The sequence below is a fragment of the Pseudomonas sp. WS 5011 genome, from assembly GCF_012985775.1.
GTDB classification, from domain to species: domain Bacteria; phylum Pseudomonadota; class Gammaproteobacteria; order Pseudomonadales; family Pseudomonadaceae; genus Aquipseudomonas; species Aquipseudomonas peli.
The window spans coordinates 34,130-56,124 of sequence record NZ_JAAQXA010000004.1 but is presented as its reverse complement, the minus strand read 5'-3'; the positions used below and the strand labels follow the sequence as shown (position 1 = coordinate 56,124).

Annotated in this window: 22 protein-coding genes and 2 tRNA genes; 11 read left to right on the top strand and 13 right to left on the bottom strand. The window is 59.5% G+C overall.

Annotation, left to right across the window (positions count from 1 at the left end; genetic code table 11):
• The first annotated feature begins 55 nt into the window (after positions 1 to 55).
• From HBN63_RS05805 to zapE, 6 genes are all read left to right on the top strand, one after another.
• The gene (locus HBN63_RS05805) at positions 56 to 862 is read left to right on the top strand and encodes an alkaline phosphatase family protein (RefSeq protein WP_170048733.1); all 807 of its coding nucleotides are present in this window, start codon (positions 56 to 58) and stop codon (positions 860 to 862) included.
• Entirely contained in the window at positions 862 to 1,701 is an 840-nt protein-coding gene (locus HBN63_RS05800; RefSeq protein ID WP_167145738.1) for an ABC transporter permease subunit, read from the top strand. The genes HBN63_RS05805 and HBN63_RS05800 overlap by 1 nt, the downstream gene beginning before the upstream one ends.
• Positions 1,688 to 2,482, top strand: a complete 795-nt coding sequence (locus HBN63_RS05795; RefSeq protein ID WP_090387003.1) for an ABC transporter permease subunit — start codon at positions 1,688 to 1,690, stop codon at positions 2,480 to 2,482. The genes HBN63_RS05800 and HBN63_RS05795 overlap by 14 nt, the downstream gene beginning before the upstream one ends.
• A complete protein-coding gene (locus HBN63_RS05790; protein ID WP_170048732.1) occupies positions 2,479 to 3,468 on the top strand; it encodes an ABC transporter ATP-binding protein in 990 nt (329 codons plus the stop codon). Before HBN63_RS05795 ends, HBN63_RS05790 begins: the two co-directional genes overlap by 4 nt.
• Entirely contained in the window at positions 3,468 to 4,121 is a 654-nt protein-coding gene (locus HBN63_RS05785) for an HAD family hydrolase (protein WP_160087436.1), read from the top strand. Before HBN63_RS05790 ends, HBN63_RS05785 begins: the two co-directional genes overlap by 1 nt.
• Before the next feature lie 73 nt (positions 4,122 to 4,194).
• Complete coding sequence (zapE, locus tag HBN63_RS05780; RefSeq protein WP_170048731.1) at positions 4,195 to 5,316, top strand: cell division protein ZapE; 1,122 nt, start codon at positions 4,195 to 4,197, stop codon at positions 5,314 to 5,316.
• Between the two features lie 180 nt (positions 5,317 to 5,496).
• Here the strand turns inward: zapE and lpdA are convergent, their stop codons facing one another.
• Both lpdA and HBN63_RS05770 read right to left on the bottom strand, forming a co-directional pair.
• Positions 5,497 to 6,897, bottom strand: a complete 1,401-nt coding sequence (gene lpdA / locus HBN63_RS05775) for a dihydrolipoyl dehydrogenase (protein ID WP_170048730.1) — start codon at positions 6,895 to 6,897, stop codon at positions 5,497 to 5,499.
• Positions 6,898 to 6,913: 16 nt separating this feature from the next.
• The gene (locus HBN63_RS05770) at positions 6,914 to 8,122 is read right to left on the bottom strand and encodes an MFS transporter (protein WP_170048729.1); all 1,209 of its coding nucleotides are present in this window, start codon (positions 8,120 to 8,122) and stop codon (positions 6,914 to 6,916) included.
• A 120-nt stretch (positions 8,123 to 8,242) separates the two neighbouring features.
• Here HBN63_RS05770 and HBN63_RS05765 point away from each other — a divergent pair, with 120 nt between their 5' ends.
• Both HBN63_RS05765 and HBN63_RS05760 read left to right on the top strand, forming a co-directional pair.
• Positions 8,243 to 8,782, top strand: a complete 540-nt coding sequence (locus HBN63_RS05765; protein WP_170048728.1) for a PaaI family thioesterase — start codon at positions 8,243 to 8,245, stop codon at positions 8,780 to 8,782.
• A 39-nt stretch (positions 8,783 to 8,821) separates the two neighbouring features.
• Positions 8,822 to 9,400, top strand: a complete 579-nt coding sequence (locus HBN63_RS05760) for a TetR/AcrR family transcriptional regulator (RefSeq protein ID WP_170048727.1) — start codon at positions 8,822 to 8,824, stop codon at positions 9,398 to 9,400.
• Positions 9,401 to 9,475: 75 nt separating this feature from the next.
• On the opposite strand, the gene HBN63_RS05755 is transcribed toward HBN63_RS05760, so the two are convergent.
• From HBN63_RS05755 to HBN63_RS05740, 4 genes are all read right to left on the bottom strand, one after another.
• Positions 9,476 to 10,270: an SDR family oxidoreductase gene (locus HBN63_RS05755; protein ID WP_160087448.1), complete on the bottom strand. Its 795-nt coding sequence runs from the start codon at positions 10,268 to 10,270 to the stop codon at positions 9,476 to 9,478.
• Positions 10,271 to 10,515: 245 nt separating this feature from the next.
• Positions 10,516 to 12,069, bottom strand: coding sequence for an alkyl hydroperoxide reductase subunit F (ahpF, locus tag HBN63_RS05750; RefSeq protein WP_090252989.1), 1,554 nt, complete (start codon positions 12,067 to 12,069; stop codon positions 10,516 to 10,518).
• 152 nt (positions 12,070 to 12,221) lie between these two features.
• Positions 12,222 to 12,785 carry an alkyl hydroperoxide reductase subunit C gene (gene ahpC, locus HBN63_RS05745; RefSeq protein WP_090252986.1) on the bottom strand — a complete coding sequence of 188 codons (564 nt, stop codon included), beginning with the start codon at positions 12,783 to 12,785 and terminating at the stop codon, positions 12,222 to 12,224.
• Positions 12,786 to 12,901: 116 nt separating this feature from the next.
• Positions 12,902 to 13,867 (bottom strand): NAD(P)H-quinone oxidoreductase, encoded by a 966-nt coding sequence (locus HBN63_RS05740; protein ID WP_170048726.1) that lies wholly within the window; start codon positions 13,865 to 13,867, stop codon positions 12,902 to 12,904.
• A gap of 128 nt (positions 13,868 to 13,995) precedes the next feature.
• Here HBN63_RS05740 and HBN63_RS05735 point away from each other — a divergent pair, with 128 nt between their 5' ends.
• Both HBN63_RS05735 and HBN63_RS05730 read left to right on the top strand, forming a co-directional pair.
• The gene (locus tag HBN63_RS05735) at positions 13,996 to 16,077 is read left to right on the top strand and encodes a carboxy terminal-processing peptidase (protein ID WP_160087452.1); all 2,082 of its coding nucleotides are present in this window, start codon (positions 13,996 to 13,998) and stop codon (positions 16,075 to 16,077) included.
• Between the two features lie 95 nt (positions 16,078 to 16,172).
• A complete protein-coding gene (locus tag HBN63_RS05730) occupies positions 16,173 to 17,933 on the top strand; it encodes a bifunctional diguanylate cyclase/phosphodiesterase (protein ID WP_170048725.1) in 1,761 nt (586 codons plus the stop codon).
• A 21-nt stretch (positions 17,934 to 17,954) separates the two neighbouring features.
• On the opposite strand, the gene HBN63_RS05725 is transcribed toward HBN63_RS05730, so the two are convergent.
• Genes HBN63_RS05725 through HBN63_RS05715 form a run of 3 tightly spaced genes read right to left on the bottom strand, consistent with a single transcriptional unit; the run spans position 17,955 to position 19,107 of the window.
• Positions 17,955 to 18,425 carry an SEL1-like repeat protein gene (locus HBN63_RS05725; RefSeq protein WP_170048724.1) on the bottom strand — a complete coding sequence of 157 codons (471 nt, stop codon included), beginning with the start codon at positions 18,423 to 18,425 and terminating at the stop codon, positions 17,955 to 17,957.
• Complete coding sequence (locus HBN63_RS05720) at positions 18,425 to 18,790, bottom strand: hypothetical protein (protein WP_170048723.1); 366 nt, start codon at positions 18,788 to 18,790, stop codon at positions 18,425 to 18,427. Before HBN63_RS05720 ends, HBN63_RS05725 begins: the two co-directional genes overlap by 1 nt.
• Complete coding sequence (locus tag HBN63_RS05715; RefSeq protein WP_170048722.1) at positions 18,787 to 19,107, bottom strand: helix-turn-helix transcriptional regulator; 321 nt, start codon at positions 19,105 to 19,107, stop codon at positions 18,787 to 18,789. Before HBN63_RS05715 ends, HBN63_RS05720 begins: the two co-directional genes overlap by 4 nt.
• Before the next feature lie 558 nt (positions 19,108 to 19,665).
• Between HBN63_RS05715 and HBN63_RS21845 the strand changes: the two genes are divergently transcribed.
• A complete protein-coding gene (locus HBN63_RS21845; protein ID WP_262498892.1) occupies positions 19,666 to 19,962 on the top strand; it encodes a hypothetical protein in 297 nt (98 codons plus the stop codon).
• Between the two features lie 18 nt (positions 19,963 to 19,980).
• On the opposite strand, the gene HBN63_RS05705 is transcribed toward HBN63_RS21845, so the two are convergent.
• The 4 genes from HBN63_RS05705 to HBN63_RS05690 form a co-directional block, all read right to left on the bottom strand.
• Positions 19,981 to 20,436, bottom strand: coding sequence for a DUF1232 domain-containing protein (locus HBN63_RS05705; RefSeq protein ID WP_170048891.1), 456 nt, complete (start codon positions 20,434 to 20,436; stop codon positions 19,981 to 19,983).
• Positions 20,437 to 20,806: 370 nt separating this feature from the next.
• Complete coding sequence (locus HBN63_RS05700) at positions 20,807 to 21,514, bottom strand: FKBP-type peptidyl-prolyl cis-trans isomerase (protein ID WP_090252963.1); 708 nt, start codon at positions 21,512 to 21,514, stop codon at positions 20,807 to 20,809.
• Positions 21,515 to 21,704: 190 nt separating this feature from the next.
• A tRNA-Asp gene (locus HBN63_RS05695) sits at positions 21,705 to 21,781 on the bottom strand.
• A 21-nt stretch (positions 21,782 to 21,802) separates the two neighbouring features.
• Positions 21,803 to 21,878, bottom strand: a tRNA-Val gene (locus HBN63_RS05690).
• Between the last annotated feature and the right edge of the window lie 117 nt (positions 21,879 to 21,995).

Below are 21,995 nucleotides of genomic sequence, written 5' to 3'. Positions count from 1 at the left end.
GCAATCTGGCCCCGGATACACTCCGGGGCCGATTCGGTTGCTAAGGCTTTCAATCATGTCGCACAACGTCATCCTCGTGGTTCTGGATGGCTTGAGCTATCAGGTGGCTCAGCATGCGCTGGGGCATCTGCAGGCTTACTGCCAGGCTGGACGCGCCGCGCTGTACAAACTCGACTGTGAACTCCCGGCCCTGTCACGCCCGCTGTATGAAGCGATTCTGACCGGTGTTGCGCCGATCGACAGCGGCATCGTCAATAACGATGTCTCGCGCCTGTCGACTCAGCGCAGCATGTTCCACTACGCCCGTGACGCTGGGCTGATTACCGCTGCGGCGGCCTATCACTGGGTCAGCGAGCTGTATAACCGTTCGCCATTCCAAGCAGCGCGCGACCGTCACACGGCAGACGCTAACCTGCCGATTCAGTACGGCCACTTCTACTACGCCGACCATTACCCGGATTCTCACCTGTTCGCCGATGCGGAAAGCTTGCGCCTGCGCCATGCGCCCAACCTGCTGCTGGTGCACCCGATGAATATCGACGACGCCGGCCACAAGCACGGCCTCGACAGCGCGCAGTACCGTAACAGCGCGCGCATGGCCGATGTGTTGTTGGCCGAATATATTCAGCCCTGGCTCGATGCCTGCTACCAGATTCTGGTGACCGCCGACCACGGCATGAACAACGATCGCAGCCACAACGGCTTGCTGCCGGAAGAACGCGAAGTGCCGCTGCTGGTACTTGGCAGCGCCTTCAGCCTCAACCCCAACGCCCAGCCGAAACAGCTGGAGTTGTGTGGCACGGTCTGCGAGCTGCTCGGCGTGGCCCACGACAAACCTGTCTGCCGGGAGCTTCTCGCATGATGTCTGCCCTGCGCGGCAAATGGCTGGCGCTGCTGTGCCTGCTGCCCTTTGCCCTGTTCTTTATCGCCTTTCAGATCGCCCCGCTGCTCTGGGTGGCCAGCAACAGCCTGCACACCGCTGAAGGCTGGGGCCTGGGCAATTTCCAGCAGGCCTTCTCCTCACCGTTCTACCGCCAGGCGATGCGTCACAGCCTGGAAGTGGCGTTCTGGTCGAGCCTGATCGGCATCAGCATTGCCATTCTCGGCAGCTACTCGCTGCGGCAAGTCGACAGCAAGCTGCGCGACTTCGTCATGGCGTTTTCCAACATGACCAGCAACTTCTCCGGGGTGCCGCTGGCCTTCGCCTTTATCATCCTGTTGGGGTTTAACGGCGCACTGACCATCCTGCTCAAGCAGGCGGGGATCATCGAGGATTTCAACCTCTACTCGAAAACCGGCCTGATCGTGCTGTACACCTACTTCCAGATTCCTCTCGGTGTGCTGCTGCTCTACCCAGCCTTCGACGCCTTGCGTGAAGACTGGCGCGAATCGGCTGAATTGCTCGGCGCAAGCAACTGGCAGTTCTGGCGGCATATCGGCTTGCCCGTCTTGACCCCAGCGCTGCTCGGCACCTTTGTGATTCTGCTGGCCAACGCCCTCGGCGCCTACGCCACGGTGTATGCGCTGACCACTGGCAACTTCAATATTCTGCCGATTCGGATTGCCGCCATGGTTTCCGGCGACATCTTCCTCGACCCGAATATGGCCAGTGCCCTGGCGATGATTCTGGTTGGCCTGATGACCCTGATCACCATCGTTCACCAATGGCTGCTGCGCCGGAGCTACCATGTCCCACGCTGAAAAACGCTCGCCGCTGTTCCACCAGCTGGTGGTCTACAGCCTGCTGCTGATCCTTTTGCTGCCGCTGCTCGGCACCCTGCTCTACTCGTTCTCCACCAGTTGGTCGGCCAGCGTGCTGCCCAGCGGGCTGACCTTCAAGTGGTACCTGGCGCTGTGGAGCGATGCACGCTTCCTAGCCGCGTTTGGCCGCTCGCTGCTGGTCTGCCTGGCCGCGCTTGCGCTGTCGCTGGTGCTGATTCTGCCGCTGCTGTTTGTGGTCAGTTATCACTTCCCCAAGCTCGATGCGGTAATGAACGTGCTGATCCTGCTGCCGTTCGCCATCCCGCCGGTGGTGTCCTCGGTCGGCTTGATGCAGTTGTTCGCCGGCGGCCCGCTGCCAATCCTCGGTACGCCGTGGATTCTGATTGGCTGCTTCTTCACTATCGCCCTGCCGTTTATGTACCGAGCCATCAGCAACAACCTGCAGGCAATCAACCTGCGCGACCTGATGGACGCCGCCCACCTGCTCGGTGCCAGCACCTGGCGTGCGGCCTTTATGGTGGTGCTGCCTAATCTGCGCAAGGGCTTGATGGTCTCGGTGTTTCTCTCCTTCAGCTTCCTGTTTGGTGAGTTTGTGTTCGCCAACCTGCTGGTCGGCAGCCGCTATGAAACCCTGCAGGTGTACCTCTACAACATGCGCAACGACAGCGGTCACTTCACCAGCGCGTTGGTGATTTCCTACTTCATGTTCGTGCTGCTGATGACCTGGGCGGCCAACCGCCTGAATAAGGACAAGTCATGAGTTATCTGAGTATTCAAGGCCTGCACAAGAGCTACGGCGATACCGCGATCTTCAGCGATATCAACTGCGAGATCGCCAAGGGCGAATTCATCACCCTGCTTGGCCCGTCCGGCTGCGGCAAATCCACCCTGCTGCGCTGCATCGCCGGTCTAACCGGAGTGAATGGCGGGCAGATTCTGCTCGACGGTGAGGACCTGGTGCCCGTCGCCCCGCAAAAACGCGGCATCGGCATGGTATTCCAGAGCTACGCGCTATTCCCCAATATGACCGTGCAGCAGAACGTCGCCTTCGGCCTGCGCATGCAGAAGGTCAAAGGCAGCGAAGCCGAGCAACGGGTCAAGGAAGTGCTGGAGCTGGTCGAGCTGAATGACTTCGCCGGCCGTTACCCGCAGCAACTGTCCGGCGGCCAGTGCCAACGCGTAGCTCTGGCCCGTTCGCTGGTCACCCGCCCGCGCCTGCTGCTGCTCGATGAGCCGCTGTCGGCGCTCGACGCGCGGATTCGCAAGCACCTGCGCGAGCAGATCCGCAGCATCCAACAGGAGCTGGGCCTGACCACCATCTTCGTCACCCATGACCAGGAAGAAGCGCTGGTCATGAGCGACCGTATCTTCCTGATGAACGCCGGCAAGATCGTCCAGAGCGGCGACGCGGAAACCCTCTACACCGCCCCCGCCGACGCCTTTGCCGCCGGGTTTATCGGCAACTACAACCTGCTCGACGCCGATACCGCCAGCCGCCTGCTGCTACGCCCGGTCAACAGCCGCGTGGCAATTCGCCCGGAGGCCATCCAGATTGGCGCCCAGGGCAACATCGAAGGGCAGATCCGCAGCCATCGTCTGCTCGGCAACGTGATCCGTTACCGCATCGAGGCGCGCGGCGTCGAATTGCTGGTGGACGTGCTCAACCGCTCCCCGGCGGACCTGCACGCCAGCGGGCAGCGCATCAACCTGAACATTGAAGACAACGCAATCTGTGAGGTGGCCTGATGGCCCTGGCAATTTTCGACCTGGACGAAACCCTGATCGGCGGCGACTGCGCCAGCCTGTGGACCCAGGAAATGGTCAAGCTCGGCTGGGCCGACGCCGACAGTTTTATCGCCCATGAGCAGGAGCTGATGCGCCAATACGCCGCCGGCAGCCTAGCCATGGAAGACTATATGGCCTTCACCCTGTCGCCCCTGGTGGGCCGCACGCCGGAAGAAGTCGCCCATGTGGTGGAGCCCTTTGTCGAAGACGTGATCGAGCCGATTTTCTACAGCGACGCCACCCGCTGCCTGGCCAACCACCGCGCCGCCGGTGACCGGCTGCTGGTGATTTCCGCCTCGGCGCATTTTCTGGTCAGCGCCGTTGCGGCGCGCTTGAAGATCGAGGAAGTACTGGCTATCGACCTGGAAGTTCAGCACGGCCACTACAGCGGCCGTACCCAGGGCGTCATGACCTACCGCGAAGGTAAGGTCACGCGCCTGCGTGATTGGCTGCAAGAGCACGGCGAAGTTCTAGACGGCGCCTACTTCTACTCCGACTCACGCAACGACCTGCCACTGCTGCAGGTAGTCGACAAGCCCTATGTGGTCAACCCCGACCCCACTCTGCTTGCGCACGCCCAGCAGGCCGGTTGGCCGATCCTTAACTGGCGCTGATTGAGGCTGGATGTGGCGCGTAGGCCTGTCTACAGGCTATAACGCGTCACCTCACCGCCATGCGCCTGTTTTCATGCCCAGCAATTCACCCCTCGTCACCTACCAGCAGGCCATCGACCGCGACGGTTTCAAATCCGACCCTGCGCAGTGGCAGGCCGCCCAAGCCCTGCATGATTGCCATCAAGCCTTGCACCAGGCCACATCCGCGCATCCGATCAACGGGGTGTATCTGTGGGGGCCGGTGGGCCGTGGCAAAACCTGGCTGATGGACAGCTTCTACAAAGGCCTGAAAGTCCCGGCGCGGCGTCAGCACTTCCACCACTTTATGCGTTGGGTGCATAGGCGCCTGTTTCAGCTCACCGGTACGCCTGACCCACTGCAGGCGCTGGCCGTTGAGCTGAGCCAAGAGGTGCGCGTGCTGTGTTTCGACGAGCTGTTTGTCAGCGATATCGGCGATGCGATCATTCTCGGCCGCCTGTTTCAGGTGATGTTCGAACAGGGCATGGTGCTGGTGGCCACTTCCAACCAGCCACCTGAACTGCTGTATGCCGAAGGCTTTAATCGCGAGCGTTTTCTGCCTGCGGTGGCCGCCTTGCAGCGGCATATGCAGGTGGTGAGCATCAACGGTGAGGAAGATCATCGCCTGCACCCAGGCATCGCGCATACCCGTTACTGGGTCGCCACGCAGGGACTGCCCAGTGTGCTCAGCCGGACCTTCAGTCAGTTGGCCGCAGGTAGGCCCAGCAGCGATCAACCGCTCACGCTCGGCAATCGCAGCGTACAGACCCTGCGCCACTGCGACGGCGTGCTCTGGTGCCGCTTTGCCGATCTGTGTGAGCAGCCCTTGGCCGCGCCGGACTTTATCGCCCTGTGTGACCGCTTCCAGGCCATTCTGCTCAGCGAAGTGCCCAACCTGAGCAGCCCGCAACGCGCGGCGAAGATCGCCCGCGGCACCGAAGATGGCGTCGAGCGGGTGCAGGCCGGTGATCGCCAGCTGCCCGCTCTGTCGGTCAAGGATGACAGCGTGCGGCGCTTTATTGCCCTGGTGGATGAGTGCTACGACCGCAAGGTGCCGCTGTACCTGGAAGCCCTGGTGCCGCTCGCCGAACTCTATACCGAGGGCTACCTGAGCTTCGCCTTTCGCCGCACCCTCAGCCGCTTGCAGGAGATGCAACTCCAGCGTTTCGGCGCGTAATGCTTTGGAGCTTTAAGAATCTTTTTGAAGTCTTGCGAGCTAGAGCCATGCAAGGCGCTACGTTAGTAACAGCCTCCGGCTGGTCAAAGCGGCAAGGAAGCGGAGTGTACTTTCGTACATGAGCATTCCGAGCCTGCTTTTAACGCAGCAGGGCCGACGCGCAGCAGACTGTAAGTAGGCTTAGACCTGCATGGCCCAGCCATGCACACTCATCGCCGCCTGGCGTAGCGCCTCCGAGCGGGTTGGGTGTGGATGGCAGATCAGCGCAATATCTTCGGCCGAAGCGCTGAACTCCAGGGCCACACAGTACTCGCCGATCAACTCGCCGGCGCTGGGACCGATGATATGTACGCCGAGAATCTGATCGGTGCGCTCATCGGCCAGCACTTTGACGAAGCCTTCGGCCTCGTGATTGATCTTCGCCCGGCTATTGGCGGTAAAGGGAAATTTACCGACCTTGTAGGCGCGCCCCTCGGCCTTCAGCTGCTCCTCGGTCTTGCCCACGGTGGCGACTTCCGGCTTGGTGTAGATCACCCCGGGAATCGCATCGTAATTGACCTCGGCAGCATGCCCGGCGATGCGCTCGATACAGGCGATGGCTTCATCTTCGGCCTTGTGTGCAAGCATCGGCCCGGAGGTCACGTCGCCAATAATCCAGATGCCCGGCACGCTGCTGCGGTGCTGCTGATTCTCCAGCATGCCGCGCTTGTCGGTGGCGAGACCCACGGTTTCCAGCCCCAGGCCGGCGGTATAGGGGCGGCGGCCAATGGCGACCAGTACATAGTCCACCTGTAATTGCTCGACAGCGCCGCCGGCAGCCGGCTGCAGGTCAAGGGTTACGCCGTTGGCCGTGGCCTTGGCGGCGCTGACCTTGGTTGCCAGTTTGAAACTCATGCCCTGCTTGCTCAGGGTGCGCTGCAGGGTTTTCGCGGTTTCGTTATCCAGGCCTGGGCAGATGCGGTCGAGGTACTCCACCACCGTCACTTCGCTGCCCAAACGCCGCCACACCGAACCCAGCTCCAGGCCAATCACCCCGGCACCGATCACCACCAGGTGCTTGGGCACTTGCGGCAAGGCCAGCGCACCGGTGGAGTCGAGAATGCGCTGGTTATCAATGGTCACTCCCGGCAGTGGCGTCGGCTCCGAGCCGGTGGCGATCACAATGTCCTTGGCCTGCAACTCGCGCACACTGCCATCGGCGAGAGTCACCGTGACCTTGCCCGGCCCATTCAAACGGCCCCAGCCTTTGATCCACTCGACCTTGTTCTTGCGAAACAGAAACTCGATGCCCTTGGTCAGGGCCGTTACGCTTTCATCCTTCTGCTTCATCATCTGCGCCAGATTGAGCGTCGGCGTGACCTCGATACCGAGGTTATTCAGCTCGCCACTGGTCGCTGCTTCATACAACTCCGAGGCATGCAGCAACGCCTTCGACGGCATACAGCCGACATTCAGGCAGGTGCCGCCCAGGGTCTCGCGACCCTCGATGCAGGCGACTTTCAGGCCCAGTTGCCCGGCGCGGATGGCCGCGTTATAGCCACCGGGGCCGCCACCGATAATCAGCACGTCATAGTTACTCATGGACTTACTCCTGGGGTTAGCCAACCAGCGCCGCGTTCACTGCTGGCCTTGGGCGCAGCAGGTGGAAGACGCAGAACGCCGCAACGGCAAATAAACTGTTCAGCAACACCATAGGCCACGCCGAGCCATCCGCCAGCAAGCTAAGCAAGACGCCGCTGCAGGTAGCACCGGCCATTTGCGCAAAGCCCATAAAGCCTGCAGCCAGACCGGCGCGGTGGGCATTGGGGATCACCGCGCCCGCCACCGATGCCGGCAGCAACATGCCGCCGCCCAAGGTCACCAATACCTGGGGCAACGACAGGCCGAGCAACGACAAGCCAAACAGTAAATAGATCGCCAAGGTGACCAAGGCGCCGCTCGCCACCAGCGCCACACCTATGCCCACTATTCTCTCGGGGCCCAACTGCAGAATGCGCCGCTGAGTAAACAGCGCGCCGGCGATCAGCGCCGAAACAATTGCCGCGAAGGTGATACCGAATTGCGCCGAACTCAACCCGAGCAGGCCGATGTATACGGCCGATGAACCGGCGATCACGGCGAACATCGCGCCATATGTGCAGGCCAGCGTCAGGGCTAGCGCGCGAAACGAAGCAGCGCGCAGCAGATCGCGGTAATTACCGACCAAACGGCTCAGTTGCCCAGCCTGAGGGTCGAGCTGCCGATTGCTTTCGCGGTACAGGCCCAACACCGCACAAACGATGGCAACGCCGATCAGCAGCGCCAGGGCAATCGGCGCTTGCCAGCCGCCATACAGCGTCAGCACGCCGCCCAGCATCGGCGACAGGACGATGGCGCAAAGCATGCCAATCACCGTCAGCGCTAATGCAGGCCCAGCCTGCGCCTGCCACACATCGCGGACGATGGCCCGCGCCAGCACCAATGCCGCGCAAGCCCCAAGACCCTGCAGCACGCGGGCGGCAATGAATTCGCCCGTGCTGCTGGCCAGCAGCATCCACAGGGTCGCGAGCAGATAAACCAGCAACCCGGCGATCAGCACCGGACGCCGGCCGATGCGATCCGACAGCGGGCCGAGCAACAACTGACCCAGGCCAAAGGCGGCGACGAAAGCCGATAGAGCCAGCAGGCTGCTGCCGGGGCGGGCCGTCATGATCAGCTCGATAACGCCCAGGCTGGGGATGATCAGCTGGGTGGAAATCTCTCCAAGGGCGGTCAGGGCCACCAGAATCAGCAGCAGGCTGCGAGACGGCAAGGGATAGGGATGCATGGGCGTGGGTCCTGTGATCACGGGCTGGCGTGGTTCGCCAAACTTTAATATTTCAACCATAATACAAACAATTAAATTACGCTTGTAATTTTACAGCCACCACAAACAGAGGCCCGCCCTATGAGCATCCCATCACGCGAAGAAAAACTGGCCGAATGGCTCGCCGCCGAACAGGCCATGCGCGCCAGCCTCAGTGCACCCGGCAGCATGAGCCTGGCGCAGGTCAGCGAACTGTTGCCGCAGGAGTTCTTTGACGGCATCGGCCGCGGTGAACTGCCCTCGCCGCCCATCGGTCATCTGCTGGATTTTGTTCCGCTGGAATGGTCATCCGGGCGCTTTGTCTTCCAAGGCACACCGGACACGCGCCACTACAACCCGCTGGGCAGCGTGCACGGCGGCTATGCGGCCACCCTGCTCGACTCCTGCATGGGCTGCGCCATCCACACCCGGTTGCAGCGCGGCCAGGGTTACACCACCACCGATCTGCGCATCAGCTACATTCGCGCCCTCAGCACTAAGGTCGGGCCGATCCGCGCCGAAGGGCGCATTTACGATGTCGACGACCACCTGTACGCCGTAGGCTCAACCACCTGGCTTATTCTCAGCATGCCTGGGATATCGCCTACACCCGGCACTGAAACACCGGGGCGAAGCGAGTAAGATGGCAGGCAACATCTGAAACCAGCGGCCAGGTACTCCATGCGATATTCCGAAGACCACAAAGCCCAGACCCATCAGCGCATCATCGAAGAGGCCGCGCGTCTATTTCGCCGCGACGGCGTCGGTGCCACCGGCCTGCAGCCGCTGATGAAAACCCTGGGCCTGACCCATGGCGGTTTCTACGCCCACTTCAAATCGAAAGATGAACTGGTGGAAACCGCCCTGCGCCACAGCGCTGACAAGCTGACGGCGGTCACCAACGAGATGGCCAACAGCGATAAACCGCTGACCCATCTGATCAGCGGCTACTTGTCGTCCGCCCACCGCGCCAACCCGGGCGATGGCTGCCCGCTGCCGACCATGTCCGCCGAACTGGGCCAGCGCGGCGCCCCCAGCCCGGTGACCGACGAGCTGGTTCGCGACCGCCTGCAAACCATCGAATCCGGCCTTGGCGTTGAGCACGCCGATGAACAGAGCGTGCTGATTCTTAGCGCCATGGTTGGCGCCCTGCTGCTGTCACGCAGCGTAAGCGACCCGGAACTGTCTGACCGATTGCTGAAAACCACCCGCCGCCTGCTGATCGAACAGAACATCGGCGACGCGGCGCAAACCACCTGATTGCAGAAAATTAGTGCCCCACAGCAAAAGCCCTGACTGTCTCCAGCCAGGGCTTTTCTTGTTACGGCCAGCGATTTACTTGTAACGTGCAGCGGCGCTGCTGTGGGACAGGTTCGGCGCCAGCTTGCCACGGGCATCGATAAAGGCCTGCCAGTCAGCGGCATCAGGCAGCGATGGAATGGTGATCAACTCGCCCTGATCGAAACCAGCCAGCGCCGCATCAACCATTTCGCCGACCTCCATGATCATGCTCGCCGGCAGTGCCGAATCATCCATGCCGCTACGCTCCCAGATCTCGGTGCGGGTAATGCCGGGCAATACGGCCTGCACCTGCAGGCCCTGCGTCTTCACTTCACCGTTGAGGGTCTGGGTCAGGCTCAGTACATAGGCCTTGGTGGCGCTGTACACGGCATTGAACATTTCCGGAGCCAAGGCCACCACCGAGGCGATATTGATGATTGCTCCACGCCCGGCGGCCGTAAAGTTGGCAGCGGCTGCGGTGGACAGGTGAGTCAGCGAAACCACGTTGAGCAGAATCATCCGATCAACAGTGTCGAGATCGGCCTCGACAAGCTGACCGTTCATAGCCATGCCGGCGTTGTTGACCAACGTGCTGATGCCCTTGTCGGTCCGCAGGCGCTGGGTAACGGCATGCAGATCAGCCTTGTCAGTCAGGTCGGCCTTCAGCGTTTCGATCTTTACCCCGTACTGCTCGGTCAAGCGCGCAGACAGCGCCTGCAAGCGCGGCAGATCGCGGGCAACCAACAGCAGGTTGTAACCGCGTTGCGCCAGGCGCTCGGCGTAGGTGGCACCAATGCCTGATGAAGCGCCGGTGATCAATGCAGTGCCTTTCTCGTTATGCGTGCTCATGGTGCGTCTCCTGGCTGTGCGGGGGTAGGTAGTGCGTCTGGAGGTATAGTGCGCCAAATCATATTACACACATAATATAAATATTATATGTCGATCATAATAAATACTATCGACAGCCATGCCGCAAACGCCTGGGACGTAAAAACACTCGAAAAAAGACCGCCAACCGCCAAATGGCAGAGCACAAAAAAGCGGACAACCCACAAAGGTTGTCCGCTCTGGTGCGACCTAGATCGTCGAGCGTGTTAGCTGCGGATCAGGTGATCGAAGGCACTCAGGGAGGCCTTGGCGCCCTCGCCCACAGCGATGACGATCTGCTTGTACGGCACAGTCGTCACGTCACCGGCAGCAAACACACCCGGGATATTGGTAGCGCCCTTAGCGTCGACGATGATTTCACCGAAACGCGACAACTCGACACTGCCCTTCAGCCAGTCGGTGTTAGGCAGCAAACCGATCTGCACGAAGATACCTTCCAGCTCGACGCTGTGCAGCTCTTCGGTGGTGCGGTCCTTATAGACCAGCGCATTGACCTTCTGGCCATCGCCTTTGACTTCGGTGGTCTGCGCGCTCTTGATCACAGTAACGTTGGGCAGACTGTAGAGTTTCTTCTGCAGCACGGCGTCGGCACGCAGGGTGTCGGCGAACTCCAGCAGGGTCACGTGAGCCACGATACCGGCAAGGTCAATCGCAGCCTCGACGCCGGAGTTACCACCGCCAATTACTGCAACACGCTTACCCTTGAACAGCGGGCCGTCGCAATGCGGGCAGAAGCACACGCCCTTGGCCTTGTATTCCTGCTCACCGGGCACACCCATCTCGCGCCAGCGCGCGCCGGTGGAGAGAATCAGGGTCTTGGCCTTGAGGCTAGCGCCATTGTCGAACTTCACCTCATGCAAGCCGCCTTCGCTGCTCGCAGGAACCAAAGCGCTGGCGCGCTGCAGGTTCATGATGTCGACTTCGTATTCACGCACGTGCTCTTCCAGAGCGCGCACCAGTTTCGGCCCTTCGGTTTCCTTCACCGAAATGAAGTTTTCGATCGACATGGTATCCAGCACCTGGCCGCCGAAACGCTCGGCAGCAAGGGCGGTACGAATACCTTTGCGCGCTGCGTAAATAGCTGCAGCAGAACCGGCTGGGCCACCACCGATCACCAGCACGTCGAAGGCTTCCTTGGCGCTCATCTTCTCGGCATCGCGGTTGGCGGAGCCGGTGTCGATCTTGGCGAGGATTTCCTTCACGTCCATACGACCGGAGGCGAACACCTCACCGTTCAGGTAGATGCTCGGCACGGCCATCACTTGACGACGCTCGACTTCCTCCTGAAACAGCGCACCGTCGATCGACACGTTGCGGATATTCGGATTGAGCACCGCCATCAGGTTCAGTGCCTGAACCACGTCCGGGCAGTTCTGGCAGGACAACGAGTAGTAGGTCTCGAACTCGAACGAACCTTCGATGCTCTTGATCTGCTCGATGGTCTCGGCATCCAGCTTGGACGGATGGCCGCCCACCTGCAGCAGCGCCAGCACCAGCGAGGTGAACTCGTGGCCCATGGGAATGCCAGCGAAGGTCAGGCCAATGTTTGCGCCTGGACGGTTTAGCGAGAACGACGGACGACGGGCGTCGCTACCATCGGTCTTCAGGGTGATCTTGTCGGTCAGGCCGACGATGGTTTGCAGCAGCTCAAGCAGTTCCTGAGATTTCGCACTGTCATCGAGGGACGCGACGATCTCGAACGGCAGGGTGACCTTTTCCAGGTAGGCCTTCAACTGGGTTTGCAGGTTAGCGTCCAACATGGCGGATAGTCCTCAATGACAAAAATTCTGGGCAATAAAATGCCCGGGCGGATCGCGCCCGGGCATCGGGCACCACTAGGGTCGGGTTGCGACCCTGACAGCGCTAAGTACTCCCCACCCAGGGCCTGAGCCCAGGGAGGGTGTTGGCAGATTTAGATCTTGCCAACCAGGTCCAGGGAAGGAGCCAGAGTCTTCTCGCCTTCTTTCCACTTGGCTGGGCACACTTCACCTGGGTGAGCAGCGGTGTACTGAGCAGCTTTCAGCTTGCGCAGGGTTTCCGATACGTCACGAGCGATTTCGTTGGAGTGGATTTCAACGGTCTTGATCACGCCTTCCGGGTTGATCAGGAAGGTGCCGCGCAGAGCCAGACCTTCTTCTTCGATGTGCACACCGAAAGCGCGGGTCAGAGCGTGGGTTGGATCACCAACCAGCGGGAACTGAGCCTTACCTACAGCTGGCGAAGTTTCGTGCCAGACTTTGTGGGAAAAATGGGTGTCGGTGGTGACGATGTAAACTTCAGTACCGGCATCGCGGAACGCAGCGTAGTTGTTGGCTGCGTCTTCGATCTCAGTCGGGCAGTTGAAGGTGAAGGCAGCTGGCATGAAGATCAGTACCGACCACTGGCCTTTCAGGGACTGCTCGGTCACTTCGATGAATTTGCCGTTGTGGAAAGCGTTAGCCTTGAACGGTTGAACTTGGGTGTTGATGAGATTCATCTCTGATTCCTTGTTGAGGGTTAGAAATTTACAGGGCGCATCTTAGCGCCTTGTGCAAAAAAAGCTTATTGATTGCCGCCATGATTCCGATTGATTAAGCCAATCGACCCTAGGCTTCACTCCAAGGTTGAGTCTATGACCAGCACCAGCTTGCCGTTGACCTGATTGCTCGCCAACGCAGCAAAGGCGGCCTCCGCATCTTTGAGCGCATAAGCCTGCTGAAGTTGCGGTTTAAGGCGCCCTTCGGCGAAAAGTGGCCAGACAAACTGCTGCAAATCGCGCAACAGATCAGCCTTGAACTGCTCATCACGATTGCGCAGGGTCGAGCCGATCAACGCAATGCGCTTGCCCAATACCACCGCCAGATCGATCTCAGCCTTGCGTCCGCCGAGCAAGCCGATGTTTACCCAGCGGCCATCCACAGCCAGCAAATCCAGGTTAAGCGCGGCGTAGCTGGCGCCTACCGGGTCGAGAATCACATCGAACGGAGCAAAATCGCGCAGTGCCTGCAGTTGCTCTTCACCGCGCAGCACCCCGCCCTGAGCGCCCAGGCTTTCACAGTAGGTCAGCCGTTCAGCAGAGCCGACGCTGACCCAGCATGGGCTGCCAAAGGCTTTACACAATTGAATAGCTGCCGAACCTACGCCACTGGCGCCGGCATGCAGTAGCACCTTCTGCCCGGGCTTCAACGCTGCCAGCTGGAACAGATTGAGCCAGGCTGTGGCGTACACCTCCGGCAACGCTGCCGCTTCGGCCAGCGTCATGCCTTCGGGCACCGGCAAGGCGTGCCGTGCATCAACCACGACCTCTTCGGCCATACCGCCGCCGCTTAACAGCGCGCACACCCTGTCGCCTACTTTCCAGTCGCAACCGGCACCCACTTCGCTGACGATACCGGCGCACTCCAGCCCAAGCACCTCGCTGGCGCCAGGCGGCGGCGGATAAAGCCCAGCCCGCTGCAACAAGTCGGCACGATTCAACCCGGCAGCCGCTACACGGATGCGAATTTCCCCTACATCACAGGCCGGCGCGGGGTGTTGCGCCCATTCCACACGGCCTTCAACGCCTTGCAATGCCTTCACGCTGCCTCCATAGTGCATTTGAACCGAGCCCGGCGCTGACCGCCGGGCTTTTGCATTGCGCCGATGGAACCTGGCGCCCTTAAAGACGGCCTAATATGCGTTATCAACTGCCCACACGTCGAATTAGCATGAAGCGATCCCTACTCAGCGTCACCCTCGCCTTTTCGTTTGCCCTGAGCGCTCTACCGCTCGCGGCGAAAACCACCAGTGACGACTCCTGGGAATACCTGCAGCCTGACCGCGAACAGGTTATCGCCAGCCTCAACGTCGTGGAGTTGTTGAAGCGCCATCACTACAACAAGCCACCACTGAATGACGAGCGCTCGGAAAAGATCTATCAGGGCTACCTGAAGATGCTCGACCCCTCGCGCAGCTACTTTATTGCTTCCGATATCGCCGAGTTCGATCAATGGCGCACGCGCTTTGACGACCTGTTGAAAAACGGCGACCTGCAGCCAGGCTTTGTCATCTACAAACGTCACTTGGAGCGTTTGCAGAGCCGCCTGCAGTTCACCCTGAATATGCTCGAAAACGGTGTCGACACGCTCGATTTCAATACCGACGAAACATTACTGATCGACCGCGAAAACGCCCCCTGGGTCAAAGATCTTGCCGAGCTCGATGACCTGTGGCGCAAGCGAGTTAAAGATGAAGTCCTGCGCCTGAAAATCGCCGGCAAAGAGCCCAAGGCGATCCAGGAGCTGCTGACCAAGCGTTATAACAACCAGCTCGCGCGCCTCAAGCAGACCCGCGGTGAAGACGTGTTCCAGGCTTACATCAACGCCTTTGCCATGTCCTACGACCCGCATACCACCTATCTGTCGCCAGACAACGCGGAAAACTTCGATATCAATATGAGCCTGTCGCTCGAAGGTATTGGCGCCGTACTGCAAAGCGACAACGAACACGTCAAGGTTGTGCGCTTGGTACCGGCTGGCCCGGCAGAAAAGAGCAAGCAGATCGCACCCGCCGACAAAATTATCGGTGTAGCCCAGGGCAGCAAGGAAATGGTCGACGTGATCGGCTGGCGTCTGGATGAAGTGGTCAAGCTGATTCGTGGCCCGAAAGGCTCACAAGTGCGCCTGGAGGTGATTCCAGCGAGCAATGCGCCAAATGATCAAACCAGCAAGGTAGTCGCCATTACCCGCGAGGCTGTGAAGCTGGAAGAGCAAGCTGCGAAAAAGTCCATTCTCAACCTCAAGCACGATAACCGCGACTACAAGCTCGGGGTTATCGAGATACCGGCGTTCTACCTGGACTTCAAAGCCTTCCGTGCCGGCGACCCGAACTACAAAAGCACCACCCGTGACGTCAAACGCCTGCTGACCGAACTGGAGAAGGAAAAAGTCGACGGCGTGGTGATTGACCTGCGCAACAACGGCGGCGGCTCGCTGCAGGAAGCAACAGAACTGACTGGCCTGTTTATCGACCAGGGCCCGACCGTGCTGGTACGCAACAGCGATGGTCGCGTTGACGTACTGGCCGACGAAAATACCGGCATTTACTACAAAGGCCCCATGGCCGTGCTGGTCAATCGACTGTCGGCCTCGGCTTCAGAGATTTTCGCCGGCGCTATGCAGGACTATCACCGCGCACTGATTCTCGGTGGCCAGACCTTCGGCAAAGGCACCGTGCAAACCATCCAGCCGCTCAACCATGGCGAACTGAAGCTGACCCTGGCCAAGTTCTACCGCGTATCCGGGCAGAGCACCCAACACCAGGGGGTGATTCCCGATATTCGCTACCCGGATATCATGGACACCAAGGAAATCGGTGAGAGCGCTCTGCCCGAGGCCCTGCCGTGGGACAGCATCAAGCCGGCGATCAAACCGGAGTTGGACCCAATCAAGCCGTTCCTCGCCGAACTGCAAAGCCGTTTTGAAGGCCGTACCGCCCAGAACCCGGACTTCACCTTCGCCCGTGAACGCCTGCAACTGGCGCAGAAGCTGATGGAAGAAACCACCGTCAGCCTCAATGAAACCAAACGCCGCGCTCAGCAGGCCGATATCGAAGGCCAGCAACTCGCCATCGAGAACAGCCGCCGCAAAGCAAAAGGCGAAAGCCTGCTAAACAAACTCAAGGAAGAAGACGAAGACGCCCTGCCGGTTGAAGATGAGAAAACCAAGCCGGAAGATGACGCCTACCTCGCCGAAAGCGGACGCATCCTGCTCGACTACTTGGGCTTGAATACGCGCCTGGCAAAACAGTAAAACAGCGAGCGTCATCAAAGGGTCATCAAACTGTCGTGAAATGCGGGGACTGGTAGCAATGCCAGTCCCCGTTTTTTTATGCACAGAGAGCCGCCATGATCGTCACCGAGCAGTTCAGCGCGTTGGACTCCATCCTCGCCAATGGCGACCTGCACAGCTTGTTTCAACCGATTTTTTCGCTCTCCGAACGACGCATTCTGGGCTACGAAGCCCTCAGCCGCGGCCCGTCCAACAGCGCCCTGCACTCACCGATCAACCTGTTCGCTGTGGCGCGCAGCGCGGGACGCCTGAGTGAACTGGAGTTGCTGTGCCGCAAGAATGCCTGCCAGCGGTTCAGCCAGCTCAAGCTTGACGGCAAACTGTTCCTCAACGTCTCGCCCGACTCGCTGATGGAACCCAAACACCAACCGGGGCGCACTTTACAACTGTTGCAAACCCTGGGCATTCCACCGAGCCAAGTGGTGATCGAACTGACCGAGCAATCGCCCACTGACGATTTCGCCCTGCTCGACACCGCACTGCACCACTACCGCGCCATGGGCTTTTCCATCGCCCTGGATGACCTTGGCGCCGGTTATTCCAGCCTGCGTTTGTGGTCGGAGCTGCGCCCGGACTACGTAAAGATTGATCGCCACTTTATCGACGGCATTCATCAGGATGCGGTCAAACGCGAGTTCGTCGGCTCGATCCTGAAAATGGCCAAAGCCTCCCGTGCCCAGGTCATCGCTGAAGGCATCGAACTGCCCGAGGAGCTGGCCGTACTCGCCGAAATGGGCGTCGACCTGCTGCAAGGTTATCTGCTCTGCCGCCCGCAGGAGCAGCCCCCGCGTGATGCCCTCAATCTATTGCCTAGCACCACCACCAGCAGCCCACTCAGCGAAGAGTCCAGCGACCTGCGTGGCCTACTCAACACACAACAAGCCGTGGCCCTGAGCACACCGACCAGCGAGGTGCTGGAACTGTTTCGCGCCCAGGCCAACCTGAACTCGCTGGCAGTGCTCAACCCCGCGCAGCAACCCGTCGGTATCGTTCACCGTCACTCGCTGGCCGAAGCCTTGCTCAAACCCTTCGCCAACGAGTTGTTCGCCCGTAAACCGATCAGCCGCTTGATGAGTGATGACTACCTGGCGGTGGAATGCAGCCAGTCGTTACAACAAGTCAGCCGCCTGCTCACCAGCCGCGCCCGCCAACGTATCGAAGAAGATTTCATCATCATTGAGGACGGCGGCTATATCGGGCTCGGCCGGGTGATCGATGTTCTCAAGCTGATCACCGAGCTGAAAATCCAGCAGGCCCGTTATGCCAATCCGCTGACCTTGCTACCAGGCAATGTGCCGATCCAGCAGTGCCTGACTCGTCTGCTGCAACAGTGTCGTGAAGTGGTGGTGTGCTATGTGGATATCGACAACTTCAAGCCGTTCAATGACATCTACGGCTATGCCAAAGGTGATGAGGTGTTGCTGAGCCTGGCGCAGTGCCTGAATGACCGAGTTGATCCGTCGCGGGACTTTGTTGGCCACATTGGCGGTGATGATTTTCTCTTGGTACTTGGCTCGCAGGACTGGCGCGCGCGGCTCAATCGCCTACTGGAGGATTTCCAGAGCCAGTGCCGACGCTTCTACCGTGAAGAAGACCTGCATGCAGGCTGCTTTATCGCCCATGATCGCAGTGGCAAACGCCAGGAATATGCCCTGCTGTCTTTGTCTCTAGGTGTCGTTCACGTCCACCCCGAGCAGTGTGCGCAATTGGATGCGAGCCAGCTGGCGGCAATGGCCTCAGAGGCCAAGCGTCATGCCAAGGCCGTGCCGGGCTATAGCCTGCATATCATCGACACCCAGGCGGATTCGGCAGCCTGATGGCAGTACCTGGAGGCAAGATCAGAGGCCGCTCAGGCGATTGGATAACACCGCGAAATGCACGGCTTGCACCGCATCAGCGTTGACACCCGCAGCACCGCTGCGGTACAGCTCAGCCAAGCGATAGGCAGCAGCTGGGTGCCCCGCCTGCGCAGCCAGCGTCCACCATTCAACAGCCTTGGCGGCATCTGCTGCCTGCTGAGTATCACCCGACAGACTCAACACACCTAGCTGGTAAGCGGCCTTGGCATCGCCAGCCGTGGCCGCCAAACTGAGTAACCGTCGACCCTCGTTTCGAGCCCCCAGGCCTTGGCCACGAAACAGCAGGATATGCCCATAGAAACTTTGCGCCTGGGTATCGCCCAACGCAGCCATGCGCGCAAACTGCCCTTCCATCCAACGCCAGGCCTGCGGCTGCTTAACCAACCCGCTCCAGTGGAACAGGCGGCGCGCAATCAGATAGCCGATACGGGCTCGCAGTGCGCCGAACATCAGGCCTCTTCCGGGTAGCTGAACTCGAACACACGCGCCACTTCAGCAGCATGCCAGGAGGCAGCAGCTATGCCATCGGATGCACCACTGAAGCGGCCCAGACGGCTTACACACTCGAAGAAGCCAGTACGCGGCAAGCGGCTGGCTCCCTGACTGATCACCAGTGCACTGCGCAACGGGCGCTCGGCTCGCGCATCCAGTGCCGCCAGATGCTCCAGCGCGGCGGCCAACGTCTGCATTGCAGGGCTAGGCAGGGCCAGGCGCTCGATCAGGGCGCGATAGGTAAGCAGGTGACGTTGACGCTGGGCATCATCAAGCTCACCGAGCAACGCCTGCCAGTGTTGCCGACTGATGCTTACGCTCAAGACTGTGCCTCCCAACCAGCAACGCCAAGATGCCAGGCCAGCGCACGCTGGATGGCCGCGTCGGGCTGACGTTCGCCGCTCTCGATCATGCCCAGGTAATGCGGGCTGATGCCGACATTGCGCGCCAACTGCTCAGCACTCATACCTTTGGCCTCACGCAAGGCTGCCAGCTGATCCAACGTCGGCGTGTTGCTATCGGCTACCACAGCGGCTGCCTTAGGCACCTGTCCAGCAGCCTGCAGCAAAGCCTGATACTGCGCCCAGGGCAGCACTGCATATTCAGGCTGGCCATCGCGCTCGATCACTTGCACATTCATCTGTAAATCTCCATGCAGAGCACTTCCATCACTCTCGGCAACTCCAGAACAGGCGGCCATCTTAACAGCCCGGCACGATAAAGAGCGTGATCTATACTGCCACCAGGTTATCAAGCGGTAGCTGGGGGCTGGTTTGCGCACACTGATAACAATACTGTTGATTAGCTGCGGTGGCTGGGCCTGCGCAGATGAGCTGCGCTGGGGTTTCGCTACGGCTGATGGCATGCCCTATGTCGATGTCCACGAGCAGCAATTACGTGGTGGTTTCATCTACCAGCTGGGCCAATTGGCCAGTCAGCAGCTGGGCTTCGACGCAGCATTTGTTGAAACGCCTAATAAACGCATTGATGAATTTATGCAGCGCGGGCGTATCCATGTGATCTGCAACAGTAACCCGCAATGGATAGACAAACCGGAGCGCTATCACTGGTCAGCCCCACTCTACAGCGAAGAGGACGTGCTGCTATTGCACCGTGAACACGCGCCAATCACCGGCCTGCAAGAACTCCACGGTAAAACTGTCGGAACCCAGCTGGGTTACGTCTACAACATGAGCTCATGCAAGCATTTGCCAGTAAGCAGATCATCCGCCAGGATCTTCGCGACCACAGAGCAGGGCTTAACCTGCTGCGTAAGCAGCGGCTGGACGCGATCATCGACATGCGCCGCTCACTGCGCTTCGAAATGGCCAAACACCCGGATACACCACTGCAGACAAACCCTTGGGTGATCGAGCGCTATGAGATGTACTGCACCTATAGCCCGCAATTGCCCGTGAGCGACGAAGCCATGGACAGCACGTTGCTGCGCCTGCGCGATCAAGGTCTGATCAAGCACATGCTCAACGACATCTAAAGCATCACCCCTCTACTCCTACTCTACGCGGCCTTGCAGCGGTGCCTGTGACTCGTCCACCGCCGGTAACCGCTCAACGACCCGCAGCATTTCTGGCGCCTGACTCGCCCGCCATTGCTGAAATGCGTTCAACTCTTCCTGCCAAGTACGCAACACCCAGGCCAGCACTGCCAAATCATCAACCAGGCCGATGCCAAACAGCCAATCGGGCATAGCGTCAAGCGGCGTCACGAAGTACACCAAAGCCGCGACTACGGCCATTAAGGCACGCGAGTCGATGGCCCGATACTCACCGCGCCACCAAGCCAGGCAAAGCGCCTGCAGCAATTTCAGCTGATCAGCCAATTCCGTAAAGCCGCTGCCAAGTTTTTCACGCTTTCGGGCGACGGATAATAGCAAGGCCGGTAACCGTCCAAGCTTGAGGAAACGCTTGGCTAAAAACTGGTAACGCGCGAAATTCTTCGGTGCTTTCATCGCTTTCTCCCGGCAACCCGCGCACGGGCTGGGCTGGCCATGGTTATCCACTAAAGCTGTGGATAACCTTGTGAACAGTTTCTCGATAACCCTGGCAAACGCCCAGCCCATGCGGCCTCGCCATAGATCGAACATTTTTTGCCCACACAGTAAAAAATCATATAAATCAATAAGTTAAAAATGGCAAAGGGTTTCTATAAGAAAGTTACCCTAATCCGTCACGGCTAATTTTAGAAATGTGCATAACCGTAACACCACCCCCATTTCACACACCCACTGAGACACTCCAGTCAAGCGAAAAGTGCCGAAAGCAGCCTGCAGAAACGACAACGCCCCGTCGAGACGGGGCGTTGTCAGGAAACGCTGAAAATTACTCTTGAGCGGCGGCGTCTTTGATCGCAATCAGCTCCAGATCAAACACCAGCACCGAGTTGGCTGGAATGGCCGGAGTCGGGCTCTGCTCGCCGTATGCCAGCTCGCTTGGGATGTACAGTTTGTACTTCTCGCCAACGTGCATCAGCTGCAGGCCTTCAACCCAACCCGGGATCACGCCGTTAACCGGCAGATCAATCGGGCTGCCACGCTCAACCGAGCTGTCGAACACGCTGCCATCGGTCAGCTTGCCTTCGTAGTGAACAGTCACCACGTCAGTAGCTTTCGGCTGAGCGCCGTCGGCCTTCTTCACCACTTCGTACTGCAGGCCGGAAGCGGTGGTGGTCACACCTTCACGCTTGGCGTTGTCTTCCAGGAACTTCTTGCCGGCTTTGGCCGACTCTTCATTCAGAGTAACCATGCGCTCTTCTGCACGTTTTTGCAGGAAGGCAAAGGCCTCGATCAGCTCTTCGTCTTTTAGACGCTGTTCTTTCTTGCCAATGGCGTCTTCGATGCCTTGAGCAACGGCGTTGGAATCCAGGTCATCCATGCCTTCCTGAGCCAGGCTTTTGCCCATGTTCAGGCCGATACCGTAGGACGCTTTCTGTGCTGGGGTTTCCAGGGTGATTTCACTGGTTTGCGAATCGCAACCTGCGAGAACCAAACCTACCAGGGCGACCGCCGCTGCTAAACGATGCTGTTTCATGCTTGTTCCTTGTCCGGTGCGCCCTAGGGCAAATGGTGTGAAAGCGCGAGCTTAGCAGGCTGCCGCGATCACTGGCTACCGTGTTAGGAGGCAGAAAATGCGTATAAGTTCAGATGTTTAGCTGATTATTCAGAAAGGATTTTGCGAGGTATTGCGATATGTCACAGAGGGGATGAAGCGAGGATAAAAATGGCGCAGCGGACGGGACTCGAACCCGCGACCCCCGGCGTGACAGGCCGGTATTCTAACCGACTGAACTACCGCTGCGCGTAACTTCAAAAAGCGAGTTGGTGGGTGATGACGGGATCGAACCGCCGACCCTCTGCTTGTAAGGCAGATGCTCTCCCAGCTGAGCTAATCACCCTTCACTCTCGAAGTGGGGCGCATTCTAGAGAGCGATCCGCACCTTGGCAAGCACTGTTTTGAAAATTTTTTATTGATGCAGCAAAGGCTTAGCGCAGACTTGGCCTCAAGCACCACT